The organism is Agrobacterium sp. DKPNP3, from assembly GCF_052686535.1.
Map to the genome: position 1 here is coordinate 1 of NZ_JBQYSN010000089.1, position 20,999 is coordinate 20,999.

General features: G+C 58.3%; 28 protein-coding genes and 3 pseudogenes. 18 read left to right on the forward strand and 13 right to left on the reverse strand.

The features are described from left to right. On the reverse strand, positions 1-187 hold a 187-nt coding region (locus tag ACUTJJ_RS20015; protein WP_445543211.1), incomplete at its 3' end, for a GNAT family N-acetyltransferase. Between the two features lie 539 nt (positions 188-726). Next, positions 727-1,644, reverse strand: a complete 918-nt coding sequence (locus ACUTJJ_RS20020) for a LysR family transcriptional regulator (protein ID WP_445543212.1) — start codon at positions 1,642-1,644, stop codon at positions 727-729. A gap of 74 nt (positions 1,645-1,718) precedes the next feature. Between ACUTJJ_RS20020 and ACUTJJ_RS20025 the strand changes: the two genes are divergently transcribed. The 5 genes and pseudogenes from ACUTJJ_RS20025 (at position 1,719) to ACUTJJ_RS20045 (ending at position 4,741) form a co-directional block, all read left to right on the forward strand. After that, positions 1,719-2,276, forward strand: coding sequence for a DMT family transporter (locus tag ACUTJJ_RS20025; protein ID WP_445543213.1), 558 nt, complete (start codon positions 1,719-1,721; stop codon positions 2,274-2,276). Then, a complete protein-coding gene (locus tag ACUTJJ_RS20030; RefSeq protein WP_445543214.1) occupies positions 2,239-2,838 on the forward strand; it encodes an FMN-dependent NADH-azoreductase in 600 nt (199 codons plus the stop codon). Before ACUTJJ_RS20025 ends, ACUTJJ_RS20030 begins: the two co-directional genes overlap by 38 nt. 230 nt (positions 2,839-3,068) lie before the next feature. Further along, positions 3,069-3,209 (forward strand): annotated as a pseudogene (locus ACUTJJ_RS20035) (type B chloramphenicol O-acetyltransferase); the annotation flags it as partial. An 81-nt stretch (positions 3,210-3,290) separates the two neighbouring features. Then, positions 3,291-4,030 (forward strand): annotated as a pseudogene (locus ACUTJJ_RS20040) (IS3 family transposase); the annotation flags it as partial. Next, positions 4,004-4,741 carry a Tn3 family transposase gene (locus ACUTJJ_RS20045; RefSeq protein ID WP_445543235.1) on the forward strand — a complete coding sequence of 246 codons (738 nt, stop codon included), beginning with the start codon at positions 4,004-4,006 and terminating at the stop codon, positions 4,739-4,741. The pseudogene ACUTJJ_RS20040 and the gene ACUTJJ_RS20045, both read left to right, overlap by 27 nt. 55 nt (positions 4,742-4,796) lie before the next feature. Here the strand turns inward: ACUTJJ_RS20045 and ACUTJJ_RS20050 are convergent. Further along, positions 4,797-4,880: pseudogene (locus ACUTJJ_RS20050) on the reverse strand (VOC family protein); the annotation flags it as partial. Between the two features lie 54 nt (positions 4,881-4,934). Continuing rightward, entirely contained in the window at positions 4,935-5,747 is an 813-nt protein-coding gene (locus tag ACUTJJ_RS20055; RefSeq protein ID WP_445543215.1) for an AraC family transcriptional regulator, read from the reverse strand. A 70-nt stretch (positions 5,748-5,817) separates the two neighbouring features. Here ACUTJJ_RS20055 and ACUTJJ_RS20060 point away from each other — a divergent pair, with 70 nt between their 5' ends. The 4 genes from ACUTJJ_RS20060 to ACUTJJ_RS20075 are packed head-to-tail and all read left to right on the forward strand — an operon-like array spanning position 5,818 to position 9,291. Next, positions 5,818-6,183, forward strand: a complete 366-nt coding sequence (locus ACUTJJ_RS20060; protein ID WP_445543216.1) for a hypothetical protein — start codon at positions 5,818-5,820, stop codon at positions 6,181-6,183. After that, on the forward strand, positions 6,180-8,210 hold the full coding sequence (locus tag ACUTJJ_RS20065; protein WP_445543217.1) for an FUSC family protein: 2,031 nt from the start codon (positions 6,180-6,182) through the stop codon (positions 8,208-8,210). The genes ACUTJJ_RS20060 and ACUTJJ_RS20065 overlap by 4 nt, the downstream gene beginning before the upstream one ends. After that, the gene (locus tag ACUTJJ_RS20070; RefSeq protein ID WP_302079767.1) at positions 8,207-8,416 is read left to right on the forward strand and encodes a DUF1656 domain-containing protein; all 210 of its coding nucleotides are present in this window, start codon (positions 8,207-8,209) and stop codon (positions 8,414-8,416) included. Before ACUTJJ_RS20065 ends, ACUTJJ_RS20070 begins: the two co-directional genes overlap by 4 nt. Further along, a complete protein-coding gene (locus tag ACUTJJ_RS20075) occupies positions 8,413-9,291 on the forward strand; it encodes an efflux RND transporter periplasmic adaptor subunit (RefSeq protein WP_445543218.1) in 879 nt (292 codons plus the stop codon). Before ACUTJJ_RS20070 ends, ACUTJJ_RS20075 begins: the two co-directional genes overlap by 4 nt. A gap of 248 nt (positions 9,292-9,539) precedes the next feature. Here ACUTJJ_RS20075 and ACUTJJ_RS20080 read toward each other — a convergent pair whose 3' ends face one another. Further along, on the reverse strand, positions 9,540-10,427 hold the full coding sequence (locus ACUTJJ_RS20080) for a LysR family transcriptional regulator (RefSeq protein ID WP_445543219.1): 888 nt from the start codon (positions 10,425-10,427) through the stop codon (positions 9,540-9,542). Positions 10,428-10,532: 105 nt separating this feature from the next. Between ACUTJJ_RS20080 and ACUTJJ_RS20085 the strand changes: the two genes are divergently transcribed. The 4 genes from ACUTJJ_RS20085 (at position 10,533) to ACUTJJ_RS20100 (ending at position 13,505) form a co-directional block, all read left to right on the forward strand. Continuing rightward, positions 10,533-11,156, forward strand: a complete 624-nt coding sequence (locus tag ACUTJJ_RS20085; RefSeq protein WP_445543220.1) for a glutathione S-transferase family protein — start codon at positions 10,533-10,535, stop codon at positions 11,154-11,156. A gap of 39 nt (positions 11,157-11,195) precedes the next feature. After that, entirely contained in the window at positions 11,196-11,966 is a 771-nt protein-coding gene (locus tag ACUTJJ_RS20090; RefSeq protein ID WP_445543221.1) for an enoyl-CoA hydratase/isomerase family protein, read from the forward strand. A gap of 92 nt (positions 11,967-12,058) precedes the next feature. Continuing rightward, on the forward strand, positions 12,059-12,736 hold the full coding sequence (locus ACUTJJ_RS20095) for a peroxiredoxin-like family protein (protein ID WP_445543222.1): 678 nt from the start codon (positions 12,059-12,061) through the stop codon (positions 12,734-12,736). Between the two features lie 55 nt (positions 12,737-12,791). Continuing rightward, positions 12,792-13,505: an SDR family oxidoreductase gene (locus tag ACUTJJ_RS20100; protein ID WP_445543223.1), complete on the forward strand. Its 714-nt coding sequence runs from the start codon at positions 12,792-12,794 to the stop codon at positions 13,503-13,505. 50 nt (positions 13,506-13,555) lie between these two features. Here the strand turns inward: ACUTJJ_RS20100 and ACUTJJ_RS20105 are convergent, their stop codons facing one another. Beyond that, complete coding sequence (locus ACUTJJ_RS20105; RefSeq protein WP_445543224.1) at positions 13,556-14,245, reverse strand: SDR family NAD(P)-dependent oxidoreductase; 690 nt, start codon at positions 14,243-14,245, stop codon at positions 13,556-13,558. A 98-nt stretch (positions 14,246-14,343) separates the two neighbouring features. On the opposite strand from ACUTJJ_RS20105, the gene ACUTJJ_RS20110 reads away from it, so the two are divergent. Next, entirely contained in the window at positions 14,344-15,252 is a 909-nt protein-coding gene (locus ACUTJJ_RS20110; protein ID WP_445543225.1) for a LysR family transcriptional regulator, read from the forward strand. 165 nt (positions 15,253-15,417) lie between these two features. Here the strand turns inward: ACUTJJ_RS20110 and ACUTJJ_RS20115 are convergent, their stop codons facing one another. From ACUTJJ_RS20115 to ACUTJJ_RS20125, 3 genes are all read right to left on the reverse strand, one after another. Continuing rightward, entirely contained in the window at positions 15,418-15,711 is a 294-nt protein-coding gene (locus ACUTJJ_RS20115; protein ID WP_445543226.1) for a type II toxin-antitoxin system RelE/ParE family toxin, read from the reverse strand. Further along, on the reverse strand, positions 15,708-16,016 hold the full coding sequence (locus ACUTJJ_RS20120) for a type II toxin-antitoxin system RelB/DinJ family antitoxin (RefSeq protein ID WP_445543227.1): 309 nt from the start codon (positions 16,014-16,016) through the stop codon (positions 15,708-15,710). Before ACUTJJ_RS20120 ends, ACUTJJ_RS20115 begins: the two co-directional genes overlap by 4 nt. A 131-nt stretch (positions 16,017-16,147) precedes the next feature. Then, positions 16,148-17,074, reverse strand: a complete 927-nt coding sequence (locus ACUTJJ_RS20125; protein ID WP_445543228.1) for a LysR substrate-binding domain-containing protein — start codon at positions 17,072-17,074, stop codon at positions 16,148-16,150. Between the two features lie 157 nt (positions 17,075-17,231). Here ACUTJJ_RS20125 and ACUTJJ_RS20130 point away from each other — a divergent pair, with 157 nt between their 5' ends. The 3 genes from ACUTJJ_RS20130 to ACUTJJ_RS20140 are packed head-to-tail and all read left to right on the forward strand — an operon-like array spanning position 17,232 to position 18,993. After that, positions 17,232-17,777 (forward strand): sugar ABC transporter, encoded by a 546-nt coding sequence (locus ACUTJJ_RS20130; RefSeq protein ID WP_445543229.1) that lies wholly within the window; start codon positions 17,232-17,234, stop codon positions 17,775-17,777. Between the two features lie 6 nt (positions 17,778-17,783). Next, the gene (locus ACUTJJ_RS20135; RefSeq protein WP_445543230.1) at positions 17,784-18,110 is read left to right on the forward strand and encodes a hypothetical protein; all 327 of its coding nucleotides are present in this window, start codon (positions 17,784-17,786) and stop codon (positions 18,108-18,110) included. 19 nt (positions 18,111-18,129) lie between these two features. Next, positions 18,130-18,993, forward strand: a complete 864-nt coding sequence (locus ACUTJJ_RS20140) for an MBL fold metallo-hydrolase (protein ID WP_445543231.1) — start codon at positions 18,130-18,132, stop codon at positions 18,991-18,993. Positions 18,994-19,020: 27 nt separating this feature from the next. On the opposite strand, the gene ACUTJJ_RS20145 is transcribed toward ACUTJJ_RS20140, so the two are convergent. Next, on the reverse strand, positions 19,021-19,104 hold the full coding sequence (locus ACUTJJ_RS20145) for a hypothetical protein (protein ID WP_445543236.1): 84 nt from the start codon (positions 19,102-19,104) through the stop codon (positions 19,021-19,023). Here ACUTJJ_RS20145 and ACUTJJ_RS20150 point away from each other — a divergent pair. Further along, complete coding sequence (locus ACUTJJ_RS20150; protein ID WP_445543232.1) at positions 19,092-19,553, forward strand: winged helix-turn-helix transcriptional regulator; 462 nt, start codon at positions 19,092-19,094, stop codon at positions 19,551-19,553. The two genes, ACUTJJ_RS20145 and ACUTJJ_RS20150, sit on opposite strands and share 13 nt — an antisense overlap. Positions 19,554-19,561: 8 nt before the next feature. Here ACUTJJ_RS20150 and ACUTJJ_RS20155 read toward each other — a convergent pair whose 3' ends face one another. From ACUTJJ_RS20155 to ACUTJJ_RS20165, 3 genes are all read right to left on the reverse strand, one after another. Next, complete coding sequence (locus ACUTJJ_RS20155) at positions 19,562-20,122, reverse strand: GNAT family N-acetyltransferase (RefSeq protein WP_145303557.1); 561 nt, start codon at positions 20,120-20,122, stop codon at positions 19,562-19,564. Between the two features lie 2 nt (positions 20,123-20,124). After that, positions 20,125-20,469 (reverse strand): LysR substrate-binding domain-containing protein, encoded by a 345-nt coding sequence (locus tag ACUTJJ_RS20160; RefSeq protein WP_445543233.1) that lies wholly within the window; start codon positions 20,467-20,469, stop codon positions 20,125-20,127. A gap of 50 nt (positions 20,470-20,519) precedes the next feature. Beyond that, positions 20,520-20,999, reverse strand: a 480-nt coding sequence (locus tag ACUTJJ_RS20165) for a LysR substrate-binding domain-containing protein (protein ID WP_445543234.1), incomplete at its 5' end; no start/stop codon positions are given.

Genomic DNA, 20,999 nt, shown 5'->3' on the forward strand with positions numbered 1-20,999 from the left:
ATATTTTAAGATATTGGGTCGAGAAGCCTTCGTTCTTGAAGCCAATCCGCTTTACGAGAGCTAAAGAAGCTGCGCTCTCAGGCTGAATGTTGGCCTCAAGCCTATGAAGACCAAGATCGTCGAATGCATGACGACAAGCACTCCCGACTCCGTCAGTCATCAGGCCTTGGCGAGACCAATCGACCATGCCGTACTAACTCAAGTACGCGCTTCTGAACACGCCCCAGACGATTTCACTGAGGTTGACGACTCCGACGATTGCGCCAGTATTCGCCTCCCTGATGATGTATCCTAAATTGGGACCGGTAAGGGTTCTTCCGTACCACGCGTCAAATCCTTCGTGGTCGATGAAGGGTTTAACCCAAGGTGAGTGATACTCAGCGCTTTTTCGATTTGCGTCGATGAGCGCGTTCGCGTCTGCCTTCGCGGCTCTTGATAGTACAACTTTTGACATCCCTACTGCTACCACCTTGCGGACGATTGGTCACCTCCTTGCCCGTGTCAGGGCTTTGCTGGCGAGCGTTGGAGTATGTAGGAAGGCAGGCGCGAAGCAGCCTTACGGGTTAAGGATGCCAAGGAGCGGTTCTAACGCGCGTCGCTCCCTTCTCTACGACCTCTGCTCTGCCAGTCTAGTGTTGCAGAACTAATCTGTCGGGATTGGCCACGGGAATGTCACGTTAAAACGACGCTCGTTATTGGCGCGATTAAGGGGACCGCCTTAGGTCATTACTTCAGGGACACCCCAACACCCGAAATGGTGCTGCGAAGCCACAGGTGAGCAGGATCGCTCGCGCGACGCTCATGCCAGACCTGCACAAACGGAAATGGCGCTATCGGAAACGGGGGCTCGAAGAAAACCAGAGAGGCATCGGTTTCATGGAGTGCGAGCGCATTGCGCGCGACAGTCAGAACGAGATCCGTTCCATGGATCAGCCGCGGTGCGTTGCCCCAATGGGGCAGCGTGACCACGACGTGTCGCGTAAGGCCCAAAGCGCGTAAAGCCGTGTCGATTTCGGTGTTCGTACCGTCGTTCATCGCAACGAGAACGTGGGGCCTCGCAAGATAGCCGTCCATATCGAGGCGGTCCTTGCCCGCCATCGAACTACGGTCCGCCACACAGGCGAAGTGCTCGATGGCGAGCTGCCCGGCTTGCAGCCGTTCGGGAAGATCAGGAAAGACGCCCAGGGCGAAATCGCACTCGCCGTCCAGCAGCAGCCGTAGCATGGCTTCCCGGCTCGACTGGGTCACCACAAGCTCGATCCCTGGCGCCTCGCGACGCAGCCTTCGCAAAAGACCGGGGAGCACAACGGCAGAGCCATAGTCCGACATTGCAAGGCGGAAAGCCCGTTTCTCACGCGCAGGGTCGAAGCCGTTCGGGCCGAGGACCTCCCTCATCTGTCGAAGGGCTTGACCGAGAACCGGCGCGATCTCCATTGCCTTGGCACTTGGGATAAGCTGGCTACCGCGGCGTACGAGCAGGGGATCGTTGAACAGAAGACGAAGACGCCCGAGCGCATGGCTGACTGCCGGCTGGCTCATATTGAGCCGCGTGGCTGTCCGCGACACGTGCCGCTCGGCCAGAAGGGCATCAAGGACCACAAGAAGGTTGAGGTCGACGCCTCGGAGATTATTCACATCGTGCATAGCGAAGATACTACATCGGAATTTCCATCAGCACACCAAATAGTGCACGTGGTGGGCACCGGAAATTATTCGCCATGCAAACTAATACCATATTCCTTATCTTCGCTGCCGTCGTGACCGGTGCAGTCGTGCCCTTTCAGGCAGGAGCAAACGCGGCTCTCGGACGGTCTCTTGGTCATCCGCTTTGGGGCACGCTCGTATCCCTTTGCGTCAGCCTAGCCTGCATCCTGCCCGTCATGCTCTTGACGAAGGTGCAGTTGCCTACCCTCTCGAACCTCGCCCACGCGCCGCGCTGGATATGGATCGGCGGCATTGTCGGCGTCGTCTACATCACCGGCGCGCTCATGCTTGCGCCAAAACTCGGCGCGGCCGGCTTCATCATGGCGGTCATCGCCGGGCAGATGCTGGCGTCGATCATCATCGACCGATGGGGCCTCGTCGGCCTGCCGCAGCAACCCGTCTTATGGTCCCGCCTTGCCGGTCTCGGCCTCATCTTTATCGGGCTGGTCGTGATGCAGTTGCAGACATTCTGGCTGAAGCCGCCAGCGGCTCTTGACGTCAGAAGACACAATACTTTTCCAGAAAGGATAACTGATGAACCTGCTTCACATCGACTCCAGCATTCGCGGTGAGCAATCCGTTAGCCGCATGCTGAGCAAGGCCGCTGTTGAGCGACTCAAAGGGCTCGAACCGTCGATGGAAATCATCTACCGCGATCTCGTCACCAGCCCCCTGCCGCATCTCATCGGTAACCATCTCGCTCGTGTTCCCGATGTCATTGATGATGTCACGCTTGGAGAACGGGCCCTGGAGGAGTTCATCGATGCCGATGTTATCGTGATTGGCGTTCCACTCTATAACCTATCCGTTTCAAGCCAGCTAAAGGCGTGGATCGACCGGATCGTTGTCCCAGGTCGCACATTTCGCTACACGTCGCATGGTCCCGAAGGCTTGGCACATGACAAGCGCGTCATTCTCGCTATGGCCCGCGGTGGGCATTATCGACAGGGAAATGCCTTGGTTTCATATGAACACGCCGAGGCTTATCTTCGCTCGATATTTGCGTTCATTGGCGTATCGAGGCTCGATGTGATCGCCGCAGACGGGCTCGCTGTCGACGATGCACAGAAGGAACTCAGCATTCGAGAAGCCCTCAGGACAATATCAGCGCTCAAACCCAACTGCGTGGTCTAACCGATGCGGCTAAAAGCGAAGCTCCTTAGGTAGCAACTTGGATCGAAGCGGACATCCGTTGCATGTTAGCAATATGAAGTCAGCAGACTGTACCATCTGAATCCGCTTCCGCGCTTGGTCGCGAGAAGCCCTCGCGTTGGCTAGCTCATCGGGCTTGCCGGCGCCTGTTGGTTTGCCTTCACGCGAAGAGGACAACGCCGCCGGTGCGGCATAGATTCGAGATACATCTCATCGGCAATTTCTTTGAAAGCCCCTTCAAGGGCGTGACTCTTGATCGCCAGATCACGAACCCGAACATCGTCGTCGGCCGCCACAGTTACTACTCCGGCGACTATCATGGTCATAGCTTTGACGACTGCGCGCGGTATCTGTGACGTGCCCCCGTTAAATTAGGCCATTTAGAACTGGAATTTTCCACTTATGATTCCTTGTGGGAAGAAGAGGAGAATTCGATGAAGGCCTCGAAGTTTTCGGAAGCGCAGATCGCGTTTGTTTTGAAGCAGGCAGAGGATGGAACACCAATCGGCGAGGTCTGCCGCAAGGCGGGAATTTCGGACGCGACGTTTTACAATTGGCGCAAAAAATACGCGGGCTTGATGCCCTCGGAAATGAAGCGGCTACGACAGCTTGAGGAGGAGAATGCCAAGCTGAAGCGGATTGTTGCCGACCTGTCGCTGGACAAGGCCATGCTGCAGGATGTGCTTTCAAAAAAGCTTTGAGGCCTGCCCGCAAGCGCAAGCTTGTCGACACGATCAAGGCGGACTGGAAGGTTTCGATCCGGCGTGCATGCTCGGTGTTGAAAGTCGACCGTTCGCTCTATGTCTACAAGTCCAGGCGTGGCGAGCAGGCCGAGTTAAAGCTGAAGATCAAGGACATCTGCCAGACGCGGGTACGCTACGGCTACAGGCGTGTGCATATCCTTATCAAGCGTGAAGGCTGGTCTGTGAACCCGAAGCGAATCTATCGTCTTTACAAGGAGATGGATCTCCAGCTTCGCAACAAGGTTCCCAAGCGCCGGGTCAAGGCGAAGCTGCGGGCTGACCGCACGGAGCCGACCCATTCCATCCATGTTTGGGCGATGGATTTCGTTCATGACCAACTGGCCACTGGTCGCAAGATCAGGGTTCTGACGGTTGTTGATACCTTCTCTCGCTTCTCGCCAGTGGTGGATGCTCGCTTTAACGATACGGGCGGCGCGAGTGATCATATCTTCGGGCTATTCGCCTTGATCGGAAAGCGGTTCGCACCGCGACTGCGCAATCTCAAAGACCGGAAGTTCCACACGTTTGAGAAGGGCGATGCATATCCGGTCCTGTCGAACCACATCGGGGCGCCGATCAACACCACCCTGCTTCTCGACCATTGGGACGATCTGCTCCAGCTCGCGGCGTCAATCACGACGCGGTCCGTGGTGCCGTCTACGATATTGAAGAAGCTGTCCGCATCTCCAAAGCAAAGCCATCTGGCGAGGGCGCTCCGCGAACTCGGTCGGATTGAGCGTTCGCTTTTCATGATCGAATGGTACTCAAGCCCGGCTCTACGGCGAAGATGCCAAGCAGGCCTCAACAAGGGCGAGGCAGCCCATAAGCTGAAACGCGCTGTTTTCTTCCATGAGCGGGGCGAGATCCGCGACCGGTCGTACGAAAGCCAGGCGTTCCGCGCCTCTGGTCTCAACCTTGTCGTCAGCGCAATCGTCCACTGGAATACGGTCTATATCGAACGGGCCATCACCCACTTACGCAAGGCGCGTCGCGAGATTCCTGATCATTTGCTCAAGCACGTCTCGCCTCTGAGTTGGGAGCATATCAACCTTACCGGCATCTACACCTGGGACGCGGAACATCAGATGCCCGAAGGCTTCCGGTCGCTCAGACTTCCGGCTAGGCTAAAGGACGCTGCGTAAGTTCTCATTCCGTTCGTCCTTAGCGTACGATTTCGGACTGCTCTTGTTCTGACCCCATCTCGCCGGGCTTGCCGCCCAAGGCAGCGAATGCGGCGTCGTAGAAGTTTCTGGCACGCTTCAGGTCATTGCTGCCAATCATGATGTGAGCGAACGTGCTTCGTCTCCAATCGGTTGCTTCTGTCAATGCGCTCACTCACGTCCAACGCTCGAATTTCCGCAGATATTGCGCAGGCGATGTACCGAGTGCTTTCTTGAACATCGTAATGAACGCGGAAACGGATTCATACCCGAGGTCACCCGAAACCTGCTGCACCGTCGCCCCGGCCGCAAGGCTTCGGATAGCAATAATCAATTGCAACTGCTGTCGCCAACGGCCGAAGGTCAGGCCGGTTTCCTGTTGAACGAGACGGGCAAGGGTGTTCTCACTCATTGCCACTCGCTGGGCCCATTGTGCCATGGTGCTTCGGTCGGAGGGGTCCTTCACCAGGGCAGACGCGATACGATTCAATCTTGCCTCGGCAGTTAGAGGCAGATGGAGGTCCTCTACTGGCATCCGCGACAACCCCGACAGAAGCAGCGTTGTCATCGTCTCCCCATAAGCAGACGCGACCTCGGATTGAGTAGCCATTTCGATGATGAGCTCCCTCACGAGCGGTGACAGCGAAAGAGTGCAGCATCGATCCGGCAGATCGGCAGCATCTGGCTCGACAAAAAGAAAAAACAATCGCGCGTTCGCGGTCGCCACGTTGCTGTGCGGCATGCCACCAGGAACCCACACACCGCACTGGGGCGGGACCATCCATATGCCGGTCGGAACACGACATGTCACGCCGCCCCGCGACGCCATGACCAGTTGCCCTTTTCTATGCCGGTGCTCAGGCGCCTCGCGTTCATTTTGCGAGACGTCGATCCTCACCGCATGCGCTCGCAGGCTCGATTGTTCCGGATCCTCCTCAACAAGAGCATCAGACAGGGATAACTGCGATTGGTGGAATTTCGTCATCATCAGATGATATCTCTAAATTCCGCTAGGCGCTTTGTCGATAGTGTCCTCCGAAAGAATCCGGAGAATGTCGATGGCACTATACGACCCGTCCTCCCATTGGTGGTCTGATATCTTCCAGACCGATTTTCGCCTGCCTCAGAAGCGCAATCGTGGCGATGGCATCCTGCCTCCAGACTATCGGCGCAACCGGTTCCGGTTCATCGCCGCTGCACGAAAGATGAGGAAAATCATTCTTGCAAAGCTTCAAGCGTCCTTTGCCCACCGGTCGCCGGCTGGAACGTCTGTTTCATACGCAGACCCAGTCGAAGCCTATATGCATGCCTGCATCGCGGCGACGTTCTTCTGCTACGTGTCTCCCGAACTCTACGGTCTTATCGACCCCACAGATGAGCAGGGCGCCTCGCGAAGGAACCACCAGTCCGGAGAGGACTCATGAGCGCTCGACCGGTTGTCACCACCGGGAACGTGCTCTTTTCGTTGAAGACATTCATGGCGGCCATGCTCGCCTATTACATCGCCATCCGGTTCGACCTTCCGCGACCGTTCTGGGCGGTGGCAACTGTCTACATCGTCGCTCACCCGCTGTCCGGCGCAATCTCTTCGAAATCAGTTTATCGACTCCTGGGGACGCTAATCGGTGGCGTTGCGACACTTATTCTAGTCCCGAACCTCGTGAACGAGCCGATCCTGTTGTCAGCAGCGATCATCGCCTGGGTGTCAGGATGCACATTCATCAGCCTTCTCGATCGCACGCCACGCAGCTATGTGCCACTCTTGGCCGGTTACACCGTGCTTCTTGCCGGCTTGCCATTGGTCACGGCGCCGGAAAATACGTTTGATACGGTCGTCGCCCGCATCGAGGAGATCGGGCTTGCCATCCTGTGCGCCGCGATCGTCAGCCACGTTGTTCTTCCGGTTCACGTTGGAACAATCCTTATTGCGCGGGTCGATGGCTGGATGACAAGGGCGCAAGCGCTCCTTGCCGCGACCGCAACTGCCGAGCAGGACGAAGCTCGATGCAGAGCGGAACGATACGCTTTGGTAGCGGACGCGACAGACCTGCGGTCATTCGCAACCCACCTTCAGTATGACGGATCTCGGTATCGCCATGCCGTTACGCTGGTAAGATCGCTACAGCAACGCATGGTGTCCTTCCTTCCATTGCTCAGCGAGATCGAGGATCTGCGACGTGCACTGGCCAAGCTAGACACCTCGCAGGCAAAGCAGGCCATGTTCGTGATCGATACACTTGGATTGCCGCCTACAAGCGCATTTGGAATCTTGACGGCCAAAACTAATCTGCCGCCCTCTTTCGAAGCGCCTCGATCATGGGACGCTCTGCTCTTTGCCAATGTTGCGCGCAACCTGCGGGATGTTCTTGAGGTCTCCCGCGCGTGTCAGTCCCTGCGGGGCGCATTGCTGAAAGACAATGCAGCAAGGGCCGCGCTCCGCGTTACATCTCCCGACCCTGTTCCCCCACCACATCGTGATATCGGCATGGCATTGCTATCCGCGCTGACGGTCGCGATCTGCCTATCGACATCCATGGCATTGTGGATTGCAAGCGGCTGGACCGACGGAATGACCTTCGCACAGATTTCGGGCGTGCTGTGCTGCCTCCTTGCGACCGTGGACGATCCAGTTCCAGCCATGCGTAAATTCGTCAGCGTAACGATCGGTTCGATCATCGCAGCCTTCGTCTACGGTTTCGCAGTTCTGCCAACGATCGACGGCTTCTTGACCCTCGTAGCTGCCCTCGGGCTGTTCCTCATCCCGGCGGGAATTTGCCTTGCTGTGCCTTCGCTCGCGGTCGTCGGGATGGGGCTATGCATAAACTTTCCCCTTCTGCTCACCCTCCAGACGCACCAGAATAGTGAGTTCGCGACCTTTGCAAATTCGAGTGTCGCAACTGTTCTCGCGATGGTCTGGACGATCGTGGTCTGCAGCATCTTCCGATCAGTCGAGGCTGAGACAAATGCTCGGAGGCTGTTTTCAGTAGTCCAGAGGCATATCGTCAGCATCGCGTCCGGCCGGCACACCGATCCGTATGTCACACACCACCGCGTCATCGATGTGGCGGGCCTGTTCGCCGCCAGAGCGGCAAGACTGCCTCCCACCTCAGACACCGCCGACGCCGACCTCATAAGAGATTTGCGGACAGGACTGAATATCAACGCGATGCAAGAGCTGTCTGAAGAAGCGTCAACGCTACCCCGCCTCAAGGCGGAGTCGATCTTCTCGGGCCTTGAGATTCTTTACCGGCTTGCGCCCGCCGAACGTGGTGAAGCGCTGAGACATACAGTGAAGTTGCTGGACGACCTTATTCTTTCGTCTGCGGATGCGACCGCAACCGACGCCGACACGGCACTCTTCGTGTACGCGGCCGCTCTTCGTGTATGCCTCGCCCCGGAGGCGGATCCGCCGGCCTTAATGATGCCTCCCTCAAAAAGGAACGCCGCGTGACCGGACAACTCGACCTCTATGGTGTCTTCCTGCCGGGGCTTTCGGCGCTTGCTCTTGGTGCCTACGGTCTCTTCCGCATGATGACGTCGCTTTTCACGCGGATCGGTCTTTATCGGGCCGTGTGGCACCCATCCCTGTTCAATCTCGCACTCTACGTCACCCTCGTTAGCGGGCTATCCGCCATTCTCAACTGGTTGCAGACATGAAGAACCTCACGATCACCTCGGGCAGAGCCCTTTTGACCTTGTCCATGGCGAGCTGCGCGGCAGTTCTCAGCTGGCACCTGTGGTCATTCTATATGGAAGCACCGTGGACGCGGGATGCTCGTGTCCGGGCGGATATTGTCCGACTGGCACCGGATGTTTCTGGACCGGTTGCGGCGGTTCTGGTCACCGACAATTCTCAGGTCGAGAAAGGAATGCCCTTATTTCGGATCGAAACGGACCGCTTCGAACTTGCGGTGCGAGAGGCAGAGGCTCAAGTAGAAAGTACGAAAGCTGCGGCGGATCTCGCCAGAATTGACTTTGAGCGATATCAGCTGCTCGTGTCGAAAGAAGCAGCGAGCTTGAAAGAGCGGCAACATGCAGAAGGCCAGATGAACCAGGCAGATGCCGCCCATCAATCGGCGCTCGTCGCTCTTGATCTGGCGAAGCTAAATCGTGACCGGACACTTGTGAGAGCCCCGGCCTCGGGGAAAATCACGAACTTCGCTCTCCGTGCCGGCAATTATGTCTCCGCCGGAAATGCGGTCGGAGTGCTGATCGAAAACCAGGCTGTCTACGTGGCGGGGTATTTTGAGGAAACGAAAATACCAAAGATCCATATCGGCGACCGAGTGAAGGTCGATATTATGGGAGAGCCGCAATCAGTCGGCGGCCGTGTCGCGGGTATCGCAGCCGGCATCGAAGACCGGGAGCGAAGCGAAGCTACGGGCTCGCTTGCAAGCGTGGCTCCGACATTTTCCTGGGTCCGTCTCGCCCAGAGAATTCCAGTGCGTATTGAAATCGACAATGTCCCAGACGCCGTTCAGCTAATTGCTGGTAGGACCGCAACGGTCTCTATTGAACCGAATAGCAACTAGGAGGCGCCGCCATCTTACGCTTGGAACTGTGATCGCATTCCTACAGCTACGTCACCCTTCGTCCAGCTAACGCTGGATTCGAGGGCTCTATTGCGATGGTCCCTCAACCATGCGGATTTGAGGCATCTGCAGTGATGGCTTCAATCAATCTGTTAGACCCCCACGGTACAGGGCTCAAACCTTCGCCTTGAGCCAATACGAACCTTTGACCTGTGATATGATCAAAGATGAGATGTGAGTTTTCACGATTAGATGCTTTGTGCCGCAACGATTGATCCCGCGAAATCGGCGAACGCCCTCGCCTTCGCGCTTGCCAGCCTGCCGGTCGGGAAGACAGCCCAAAGATCGATCGGCGGAAGTTCCCAGTCCTCCAGGACGCGGCGCACCGCACCGTCCGCTAGCTCCGGCGCAAACATCCAATCAGAAGCAACCGCTAGACCCATATGCGACAAGACGGCGGTGCGAATGCCTTCCGCCGCGCTGAACCGTGCCCTGCCGGAAACGGTGACCGAAGCCTGGGTTCCCTCACGGCTGAAAGTCCAGCTGTTGCTGAGTTGGGTGTAGACGATGGCCTGATGGGCCGAGAGATCAGCCGGAACGACCGGGATACCTTGACGCTCGAGATACGCGGGTGTCGCCATTACGGATCGGCGTGCGGTCGCCAGCTTACGTGCCACCGCCGACGAATCTGCCAGCTCGCCCATCCGCAGCGCCACGTCTATCCCTTCCGAGACCAGGTCGATAACGCGATCGTCGAGAATGACATCAACGTCGAGATCCGGATGGGTGGCCATGAACTGCGGCAGATGCGGCAGGACCATGATCCGTGCAAAGGTGGTAGCGGCGCAGATCCGGAGGCGGCCTGACAAGCCGGCGCCAGCGCCCTTTGCATCCAGCTCCGCTTCGTCGGCTTCCTGGATTGCATTTCTCGCCCGCTCAAAGAAGCGCAGGCCTGCATCAGTGGGCGTCAGCCCGTGGGTGGAACGGATCAGAAGCCGGACCTGCAGACGATCCTCCAGTTGCGCGATGGTCTTGGAGATCGCCGGCTGCCCAACGCCGATCTGCCGCGCAGCCTGCGAGAACGACCCTGTCTCCACCACCCGCACGAACGCGGTCATCGCCTGCAATCTGTCCATTGCCTATTCTCCTTCGGAATAAGCGTTATCGCTCCAAGCCGCCTGCCGCAAGAACATAGGAATGGTCATAACTCTCTCCAACGGAACACGATCCGATGGAGATGAATGATGATCGAAGTACACGCCTTTGCCACCCCGAACAGCGTCAAGGTTCTGATCGCGCTTGAAGAGCTGGGCTTCCCATACGCTCTGAAGCCGGTGAACGTTCGCAAGGGCGAGCAGAAGAACGAAGCCTTTCTCGCTCTGAATCCGAACGGCAAGGTGCCGGTTCTGGTCGACGACGGCTTTGTCCTGACCGAGAGCGCCGCGATCCTCGTTTACCTCGCCGAGAAGACCGGCAAGCTCTCGCCTCAGGAGGCCATCGGCCGTGCGCGCGTCTTCGAGCAGCTCTTCTTCCACGCCTCAGGCTTGAGCCCCGCCTTCGGCAACGCCGGCTTTTTCAAGCGCTCGTCGCCCGAGCCGCAGCCGATTGCGGAAGCTCGCTTCGTCACCGAAGCAGAACGAATCCTAGGCCTGCTCGATGCCAGGCTCGCCTCACAGCCCTTTATGGCTGGAGAGGAGTTCACGATCGCCGACATCGCCCATTTTGGGTGGATGTGGCGGATACAGTTCCCCGGCCTGACTCTCGACAGTCGTCCCAACCTTTCCCGCTGGTACGAAGCCGTGGCTGCACGCCCCGCCGTCCAGCAGGCCATTGCTAGGGCCGAAGCGATCGTGCCGGCCGCCTGATCCTTTCATCCACCAACCGAGACATACAGGAGTACACCCGTGTCCAAATTCGAATCTTACAAGAACAGTTTCCCAAATGCCCGCCTGACCCGCTCGGCAAGTGGCGTGCTTGAGGTCGCGCTGCACACAGACGGCGGCAAGCTCGTCTTCAACGGCCACACCCATGAACAGTTCGTCGACCTCTTCCACCAGATCGGTGCCGATACCGACAACCGCGTCGTCATCCTGACCGGTTCGGGCGACGCCTTCATGGATGCGATCAGCCCCGATGGCTTCGATTTCTTCTCACCGCGCGGCTACGACAAGATCTTTCGCGAGGGCCGCAAAGTTCTCATGAACATCCTCGACATCGAGGTGCCAATGATCACGGCGCTGAACGGCCCGGTCTTGCTGCACTCGGAATATGCACTTTTGACTGACATCGTTCTTGCGACGCCGGAAACGGTCTTTCAGGACAAGCCCCATTTTGAATTCGGGATTGTGCCCGGTGATGGCGTCAACCTGCTCTGGCCGGAAGTGATCGGCAGCATCCGCGGCCGCTATTTCATCCTCACCCGACAGGTGCTGGATGCGGCAACGGCCAAGGACTGGGGCGTCGTCAATGAGATCGTCCCGGCCGACAGGCTGCTTGCCCGTGCCCATGAGATTGCCGAGGGCATTGCCGCTCTGCCGCCGCTGACCGCAAGCTACACCCGCATCGCACTGACCCAGAAGCTGAGGCGGATCATCGATCAGGACACAGGCTACGGCCTTGCCCTCGAGGGTATAAGCGCCGCCGAAGTTGCCCGCTCCATGGCCGCCAACGGCTGATCAATCCCCCATTCATCTCAGGGCTTCAGGGCGGATCTTGAAGTCCACCATGCCCAAAGCCCGTCCTCAGTTCAAATCAAAGGAGAATAACCATGACACTGCAATCCAAGCTCGATGCCTTCAAAGCTGATTTTGAAGCCGGCAAGCCGCCGTACAACGTACCCAAATCGGTGATCGAGACGATGCACCGGGCCACCGCCGAGCTGATCACCTCGGGTGCTGCCCAAAAGGCGCTGAAGGCCGGCGACAAGCTGCCGGAGTTCACGCTTTCTGATCCGGACGGCAATCCGGTCTCGTCCGCCGACCTTCTGGCACATGGTCCGCTGGTGATCAGCTTTTACCGCGGTGTCTGGTGCCCCTATTGCAACATGGAGCTCCAGGCCCTGCAGGAAACACTGCCGCAGTTCGAGGCACTTGGCGCAAAGCTCATTGCGATCTCGCCGCAAAACCCGGTCAATAGCCGCAAGTCCGTCCGCCAGAACAACCTGACCTTCCCGATCCTGTCGGACCCGCATAACGATGTCGCAGCCTCTTTCGGCCTGCGCTTCGAGATGCAGGATTATCTGGTCGACCTGTACAAGTCGCTGAAGAACGATCTTCCGGCCTTCAACGGTGATCCGAGCTGGACCTTGCCGATGCCCGCCCGCTACGTCGTCGGCCAGGATGGCGTCATCCTCTACGCCGAAGTCAACCCGGATTATACCCGCCGTCCGGAGCCGGAAGACATGCTGCCGGCTCTGCGTCACGCAGCAAGCCGCACTGCCGCCTGATCCGAGCCACACAAGAGGACCCTGCCTCATTGGAGGCAGGGTCGAGGATGTTTTTATGAAGAGAAGATTTCTAATTACGGGTGCCAGCAAAGGCATTGGCCTTGCTCTGGCAAACCGTCTTGCCCAACAGGGTCATGAGGTTATCGGCGTCGCCCGCAACGCGACCGATGGCTTTCCAGGGCAACTTCATACGCTTGATCTTGCCGATCCAACCTCCAGCGCCGGACTTGCGGTGATCGTTCGCGAGAGCGAAATCGACGGCATCGTCAACAATGTCGGGCTTGTCCGGGCGGAGCCGCTGGGCGACATAGCCGTCGAGACGCTGGAGGAAGTCATGCGCGTCAATCTGTATCCGGCGCTGGTTACGACGCAGGCGGCACTCCCCGGAATGCGCTCGCGCGGCTGGGGCCGGATCGTCAACATCTCGAGCCTCACCGTCCTGGGCAGCGTGCAACGCACCAGCTATGCTGCCGCCAAAGCTGCGCTGGTCAGTTTCACAAGGAGCTGGGCGCTTGAACTTGCCACAACAGGGATCACGGTGAACGCCGTGTCGCCAGGCCCGACGGAAACGGACTTGTTCAGGGCGAACAACCCGGCCGGAAGTGATGGCGAGGCTCGTTATCTTTCCGGCGTACCGATGGGGCGGTTCGGAAAGCCCGAGGAAATCGCTGCGGCGATTGCATTCTTGCTGTCGGACGAGGCTGCCTTCATCACCGGGCAGACCCTGCACGTCGATGGCGGCGCGTCGATTGGCAAGGCCTTGGCATGAAGGAAATCCCCTTCCCTTTCGTGTCCATCTTCGCTCAGGTCAGTACCACATCACCAGGGCAGCGTTGCATTGAAACGATCGACGTAGCGCAGCCCGGGCTTACCGCGATTTGCTTCAACCATATCAACGACGAGCGGGATGCTCTCTTCGATCGATAACAAGGCATTAGAGCCGCCCATCTCTGTGCGGACCCAACCCGGCGCAACCAGAAGCAACGTGTGGCGCTCCTCCGCATGCTGCGCGGCATAGCCCTTCATCAACATGTTGAGGGCTGCCTTGCTCGAAGAATAGAGTTGCCAGGATCCGTTGGCGTTTTGGATGCTGCCGAGCTCCGACGTCATGATGGCGATCGTCCCTCCGGCCGGGACCAAGTCCCCCAGAAGCTCGGCTGCCCGAACGGGTGAGAACGCGTTCACAAGCATCATGTCGAGGAAGTCGCACTCATCAGCGACTGCGGGGCTTTTCTCGATGGAGCGAGCGATACCGGCATTGATGTAGAGGACGTCGAGGTGACGCCCACTGAGACGATCCCTCAAAGCTTTAACACTGTCCGCATTTGCGACGTCGACCGTTTCGATCTCCAAGCTTCCTGGAAATCGAGCACCAAGATCTGTGAGTTCGTTGGAGGGCGTTCGCACGGTGGCGATCACGCGCCAACCACGCTCAAGCCATTCTTTGGTGAGTGCGAATCCCAAACCGCGCGATGCGCCAAGCACCAGTACTGTCGATTGCTGTGTCATGCTGTGTTCCTTCTGCTTTCCCTCGCAAAATAGGGTCCTTGACCTCCGAACTACAGCGCATATCTGTCATATGATTTCGGACATGGAGTCATGGAAAAATGGCATATGACGGACGGCTGTTATCCGGTGTGACCGTCCTCATGGCGGTGGTAGAAGCCGGGACGATGACCCGCGCCGCCGAAGCATTGGGAATGACCCAATCTGGTGTCGGCAGATCGATACAACGGTTGGAAGCCCGGATCGGAGTGCGCCTGCTCGATAGGACGACGCGGACTTTGAGGCTGACAGATGAGGGGCGCCGGTTCTGGGAGCGCGTGGGGCCTCATCTCGACGGCATCGAGGAAGCCGCTTTGGATGCCGCCGGCGCGACGGAGAAAGTTCGCGGCCGGTTGCGTGTCAACGTCGATCCCTTTTTCTCCCGTCTGGTTCTTGCGCGCGAACTAGCCGGCTTTCTGGAACAGCATCCAGACCTCCGGCTTGAGCTGATCATGCGCGATCATATCGGCGATCTGGTTGCGGACGCTTTTGATATGGCCTTGCGGTTTGGGGAGCCTCCTATGTCAGGTTTTACCAACCGCAAGATGTTGGAGACACGGATTTTGACCGTAGCGTCACCGGCCTACCTTAAAAGACATGGTAAGCCCGAGCACCCACGCGACCTCATCAATCACACCTGCATCGATTATCGGGATCCGACCACCGGGCACGCCTTTGAGTGGGAGTTTCGCAGTGGAACTGAGGTGTTTCCGATCCGCCCTCCAGCAAGGTTAATGGTCTCGGACGTCGATACAATGATCGGAGCCTGTTGCGAGGGGGCAGGCATCGCCCAGATCATGGAATACGGGTCACAGCCCATCATGGCAAGTGGCAAGCTCGTCGAGATCTTTCCTGACTGGCCCGACGAGACCTTTCCGCTTTATGCCATCTTCGCTTCGCGACGACATCGTGCTGCGAAGGTCCGTGTGTTCACCGATTTCTGTTTGACTTTGCTAGGGCGCGCCGAGTAGCGGAGCCATTCGAGCGTCAATCCTCGAAAGCCAACCGGAAAGGTGCCGCATTAATACTACCACTCTACCTGCGGCACATGCCATTTCCGGACCAGCTGAGCGAGCACCGTAGAAACGTTTGCCATTGATTATGCTCGAACCGTCGCCCCTGGGCGAACGCAATCATCAGCTTAGCGGCAGCTGTTCTGGCCATTCCTGCGCGCCATGGAGTACGCGAAGAATTCGAATTGTTGCCTCAGTGATCGAATAGGCGGCGACGTAAGGCGTACCATTGATGACAAGTTCGCGTGTCCCGGCAATTCTACCCACGCGCCCACTGGCAGGAAAATCGAGCAAGCGACGGACGGCGGCTACTATCCGTTCATCGATCAGTATCGCTGCCGCAGGATTATCTGCCTCAATGTATGTGAAAATAGCGTCGCGATCCGACAACGCAAACGCAGACCAAGTCAATTTCACGTTTCTGGCACACCAGCTTTAAGGCGAGCCGCCGCTCGACGTTTGGCAAAGTGCGCCTCGACCTCTTCGTCCGATAAATCCGGTCGAGTATCGTTCAACGCTTCGAGCACCTTGGTCCGAAACCAGGCGTCATGTGCTTCACTGCCAGAAAGCAGTTCAAGAGGCAGCACGCCCTCGTTAGCAGTCCGGGTGAGCATGATACGAACCGCATCAGATACCGTAAGGCCCATGCTTTCAAGCACGGCGGAAGCACGGTCCCGGACTTCGGAGTCGATACGTGCTTGTACAAGTGCGTTTGCGGCCATGACTATCTCCCACATTCGATGAGAATGTAATGCATTTGCATGACGATATCCAGACCAGAGTGTCGATATTCCGCTCGAAGCGCTTTTAAGCTCTTGATGCAAATCGGACCAGCGACCATGCTTTCGCTCCGCTAAGTGATTGAACGCCTTGTGTCATGGCGCGCGAAGGAATCAAATCGATGAGTTTCGGAAAGCAGCCAGTCTGCAAAAGCCTGTATTGGAGCGTCACTCAACCGGATGGGCTCCGGGAGGATCAGGCTGAACGTCTTGGAAATGGCTTGGCTTTCGGGCCAAGGAGCGATTAGACGCCCTTCCGCCAACTCCGTCTCGACATATAGCCGCGGCACCAGCGCAACGCCAAGTCCCGCCAGTGCGGCCTCGATCAGCATAATATGGAGGTCGTAGTATGGACCGATCGCAGGATTGGTGAGCGTGATCCCTGTCTCCTGCGCATAACGTTGCCACGCATCCGAGTTCTGGCGACGATGCAGACGTGGCAGATGGTCGAGCGACACCACGTCTGCGCCTTTGTCGAGAAGCGCCGGATGACAGACAGGCATCAGCGTCTCGTGCAACAACCGGTGCGTCCTCATTCCGGTCCATGCGGGATGCTCGTAATGGATGGCGGCGTCGAAACCGCTTCCGGCGAGCACGAATGGTTCCATTCGTTCGGCAAGATGCACGATGATGTTAGGGTGGCGCTCCTGAAATCGTCCAAGGCGGGGAATGAGCCATCGCGTGGCGAAAGTCGGGATCGTCGCGATATCGATGCTGGCGCCATCGCTGGGCTGCCCCATCAGATACTGGCTGTCACGCTCCAGCCGATCAAGAGACTCGCGAATCTGGGCGGCATACCGCTCCCCGCTTGGCAGAAGCCTGACGCGATTGCCGACGCGCTCGAACAGCGTCAAGCCGAGGAAAGCCTCCAGCCGACCGATCTGGCGGCTGATTGCTCCTTCGGTCAGTGCTAACTCGTCCGCTGCGCGTGCGAAGCTGCCATGACGCGCCGACGCCTCGAACGCCATGAGAGCGGAATTGCTGGGAATTTTACGGCGCATCCGTGGTCTCCGCAGGTCTGATCGATCCCAGCTTGATATTAGATCATTGAAGGATGACCCAATATCGATATCCATCGGATCATTCGCCTCCTATCATGACAAAATATCAATGACAAACGAAGCCGGAAGCGCTGTGCGGCCGGCAGGAAGCGATAAGATGATCTATACAGTTGAATGCAGCTTTGCTGACCCGCACAGCGAGGCGGAGTGGAACGCGTTTTACAGCCTGGACAAGCTGCCGGCCCTGATTTCCGTGAGCGGCTTTCACACCTCACAGCGTTTCAAGGCGTTGAGAGGCGGCTGTCCCGTCTACCTCGCTCTCCATTCGATCGACGGCCTCGATATTCTGACCGGCGAAGAATATAGCCAGAAGGGCGGCGGCAACTTCGCCCGCTGGCAGCAACACATCACGGATTGGCACCGAAACCTGTACGAGGGCGTCGAGCGCGCCCCGGCCGTCGGCGAAACCGAATATCTGGTGCTGAGCACAACAGGGCCTCAGCCGCTGCGCGAATTGGGCCTGACGCCATTTGCGATGCGCGCGGTCGCCATGGAGAAGTTCCCGGAACATCGCTGGCTCGCGACAGCATGTCGCGACGTGATCGGAGATATCGGACATCTGCCGGACGATGTTCACGTCTATGCGCCGATGACGCCGCAATTGACGAACGGCGATGACGTCGCCTCCGCCAGCGCGCGGTGAACGTCGATGCCCAATGTCACCCTCTACATCTCGCAAGACAGGATACCGACGGAGGAGACGCTCGTGGCGCTCACGGAGCGATGCACAGCGCTCTGCACCGACATCCTTCGGGCGGCCTTGGAGAATGTGCATGTCATTTTTGTCACCGTTCGGCATGGCCGGGGGCATCCGGCCTTTGCCGAGATCCAGTATCGCCTCGAACCTTTCCGGACAGCGGCCGTGATGGACCGGTTCATGATGGAATTGGACGACGTCATTCAGAGCAGCACCGATCTGACCGCGCGCATTCGCTGCTTCGGCTACGAAGCGTCGAGCATCCACGCACGCAACTGAACTCACGCCAGAGAAGAACATGACGATGACCGATTTTCCCACCCAGACGGTTGGCGACCTGACCCTCACAGCCATCAGTGACGGCTATCTCCACGCCAGTTTCGGCCTACTCTCGAATATCGATGCCGACGATGCCTCTCAAATGCAGGAGAATGCGGGGATACGGGATCACACCGCTATCCACATCAACTGCTATCTGGTGCGCGGAGGGGATCGCACGGTCCTGATCGATGCCGGCGCGGGCGGTTTCAAACAATGGGGCGGTCGGCTGAAGGACAACCTCGCCCAGGCGGGCATCCAGCCTGCTGCTATCGACGCCATCCTGTTGACGCACGCCCATCCAGACCATGTGGGTGGACTGCTCAACCCCACAGGCGAAGCCGCATTCCCAAACGCCGAGCTCATCGCCCATCGGCAGGAAGTTGCGTTCTGGCAGCATGACGGCAATCTGAGCCGCGCGCCCGAGCGTGCCCATGGCAACTTCATCTTCGCCCGTCGGGCGTTTGCCGCTTATCGTGGCAGGTTGCGCATGTTCGAGACCGGCGACGTGCTTCCCGGCATGACGGCAGTTCCGCTCCCTGGTCATACGGCAGGACATACCGGCTACCGCCTTGGGTCCGGTGGCCAGAACCTGTTGGTCTGGGGCGACATAGTCCATTTCCCCCAGATCCAGATCTCACGGCCGGATGTGTCGATCGCGTTCGATCAGGATACACATCTCGCCGCAGAGACGCGATCGAGATTGCTGGATATGGTCAGTTCGGAACGGCTTCTGATCGCCGGGATGCATCTTGGTGAGCTCGGTTTCGCGCGCATCGAGCGAACGGGGGGAAATTACCACGTCGCCTATGAGGAACGAGCACAGCATTCTCCACATGCGTGACAGAAGGCGTTCACGCTCGTTGGGTATTTAGGAACGTGAGACCAACTTCCTGCCCAAGTCCTCCAGATCGCCCAGAAAGCAGCACGACGATCCCTGATTTGATTCATACACGAAGTCCTTCAGCGCTCTGCTTAGGCATTCGCCGTTATGACGACCTACGCCAATCGAGTGGTGTCACCAACGCCACCCTGTCGGACCGGCTGAAACTGCTGGAGGAAAACGGGCTCGTCGAGCGACGGCAGTATAAGACACGGCCCGATCGGTTCGAATATCAGCCGACCGGAAGAGGTCGCGACCTCGGCCTCCTCACGCAGGCAATGGTGCAGATCGACGTCCGGTGGAACCTGTCCAACCTCGAAGGACCGCCCCTCGACTTCATCGACAGGCGAACGGGCCAATGCGTCAAATTGATTACCGTCAATCGGGAAACGAGCGAGCCAGTCGAGAGGGATCAGCTCGGCGTGCGATCCGGCCGCAGCGCCGACGCATTAATGACCTGGCGGCTCTCACGGGGATGCGAAAGCGCAGAGACCTCTGCAGTCCGTTCCGGCCAAAGTTAGGGCGCGGACTATCCCGCAGTCCGGGACGACCATTCCTCCGCCAGAAGCCCGTAAATCAGCGAATCCCGAACGCCGATATGCGTCTGCCATTCGGCCCGCAGGCGCCCCTCCAGCGTGAAGCCGAGCCTCGTCAACAGCGCGATCGACGGCTGGTTGTCCGGATCGGTATCGGCGAAAATGCGCCGTTGTCCCTCGGCGAATAATTGGTCGATCAGCATGGCAACAGCTTCGTGCGCATACCCATGCCCCTGTGCTTCGCGCGCAAGCAGATAGCCAATCTCGGACACGCCTTCGCGTTTCTTTCCTGCCGCCACAAAGCCAACGGCAAGCTCTTCATCTGCCCGTACAATCGCCCATGAGCGCCAGTTCGATTGATCGTCGTTGGCGAAATACTCCCTCAGATCCTTGACACGCTCAAAGGGTGCGCGAGACCACCACCGCATCATCTCTGGATCGGCCATCGTCAAAAACAAGGCGTCAGCGTCGGACGGACGGCGTGGGCGCAGTGTCAGGCGATGCGGCTTTGACGTGTCGCCGATCAAAGTCAGTGCTGCTTCTGGGAATACCATTCTTAATTCCTTTCCGAATGTGTATGCGGTGCAAGACGGCTAGACTCGATCAGGCTTGGCAGCTCACGCTCGAACAGGGTCGCAAGCGTCCGGATTCGAGATGGGATCGGTCGGGTCGCCGAATAAAGAATATGAAGGTCAAAGCCGGTCAACTCGAAGTCCGGCAGAATGCGCCTGAGGCGCTCGGCGGCGAGGTCATCGGAGCAAACGGGTCCCTGGAAGACACCAATTGCCCCGCCGTCGAGCAGTATAGCGTACAAAGGCCGCCAGTTGCTGATGGTCATGACGATGTCGACCGGCACCGACGTCAGTCGGGCATCGTCGGCAAAGGCGGTGCGTTGCCCCAATAATGTGCTCCTGAATTGCAATAAATGTCGGTCGCGATGACGACTTCTGTTCAGCGAAAGTGAGCGCATATGTGATCAGCGAAGGCGCGCACCCTTGGCACCATGTCCGCTCGATTTGGGAACGTTAGATTGAGCCGCGTCGGACGGAGTCCGGCGTGCGGGAGGAGCGGTTCGGCGTTGCCGCTCATAACGGCATCCTGGCACAAGCCCTGCGGCAATAGAGCGACACCAAAGCCATTCAACATCAGATCGCGGGCCAAGGCATGGCTATCGACCTCGATCGCACCGGCAGGCAGGGAAACACCACCAAGCACATGCTTTTCCAGATATCCGCGCAAGACTGGTTGCGGGGAGATGAAATCCTCCACCTCGCTGATATTTTCCGGCCGCCCCTTTCGCTCCAGCCACGATGTGCTCGCATAGAAGGCCCATTCGATGTCGAGCAACCGTCGTTCGATTGCAGTCTGGGCAGGGTTCGCGCCGACTCTGACCGCAATGTCGATGTTGTCCTCGACAAGATCCATAACGGC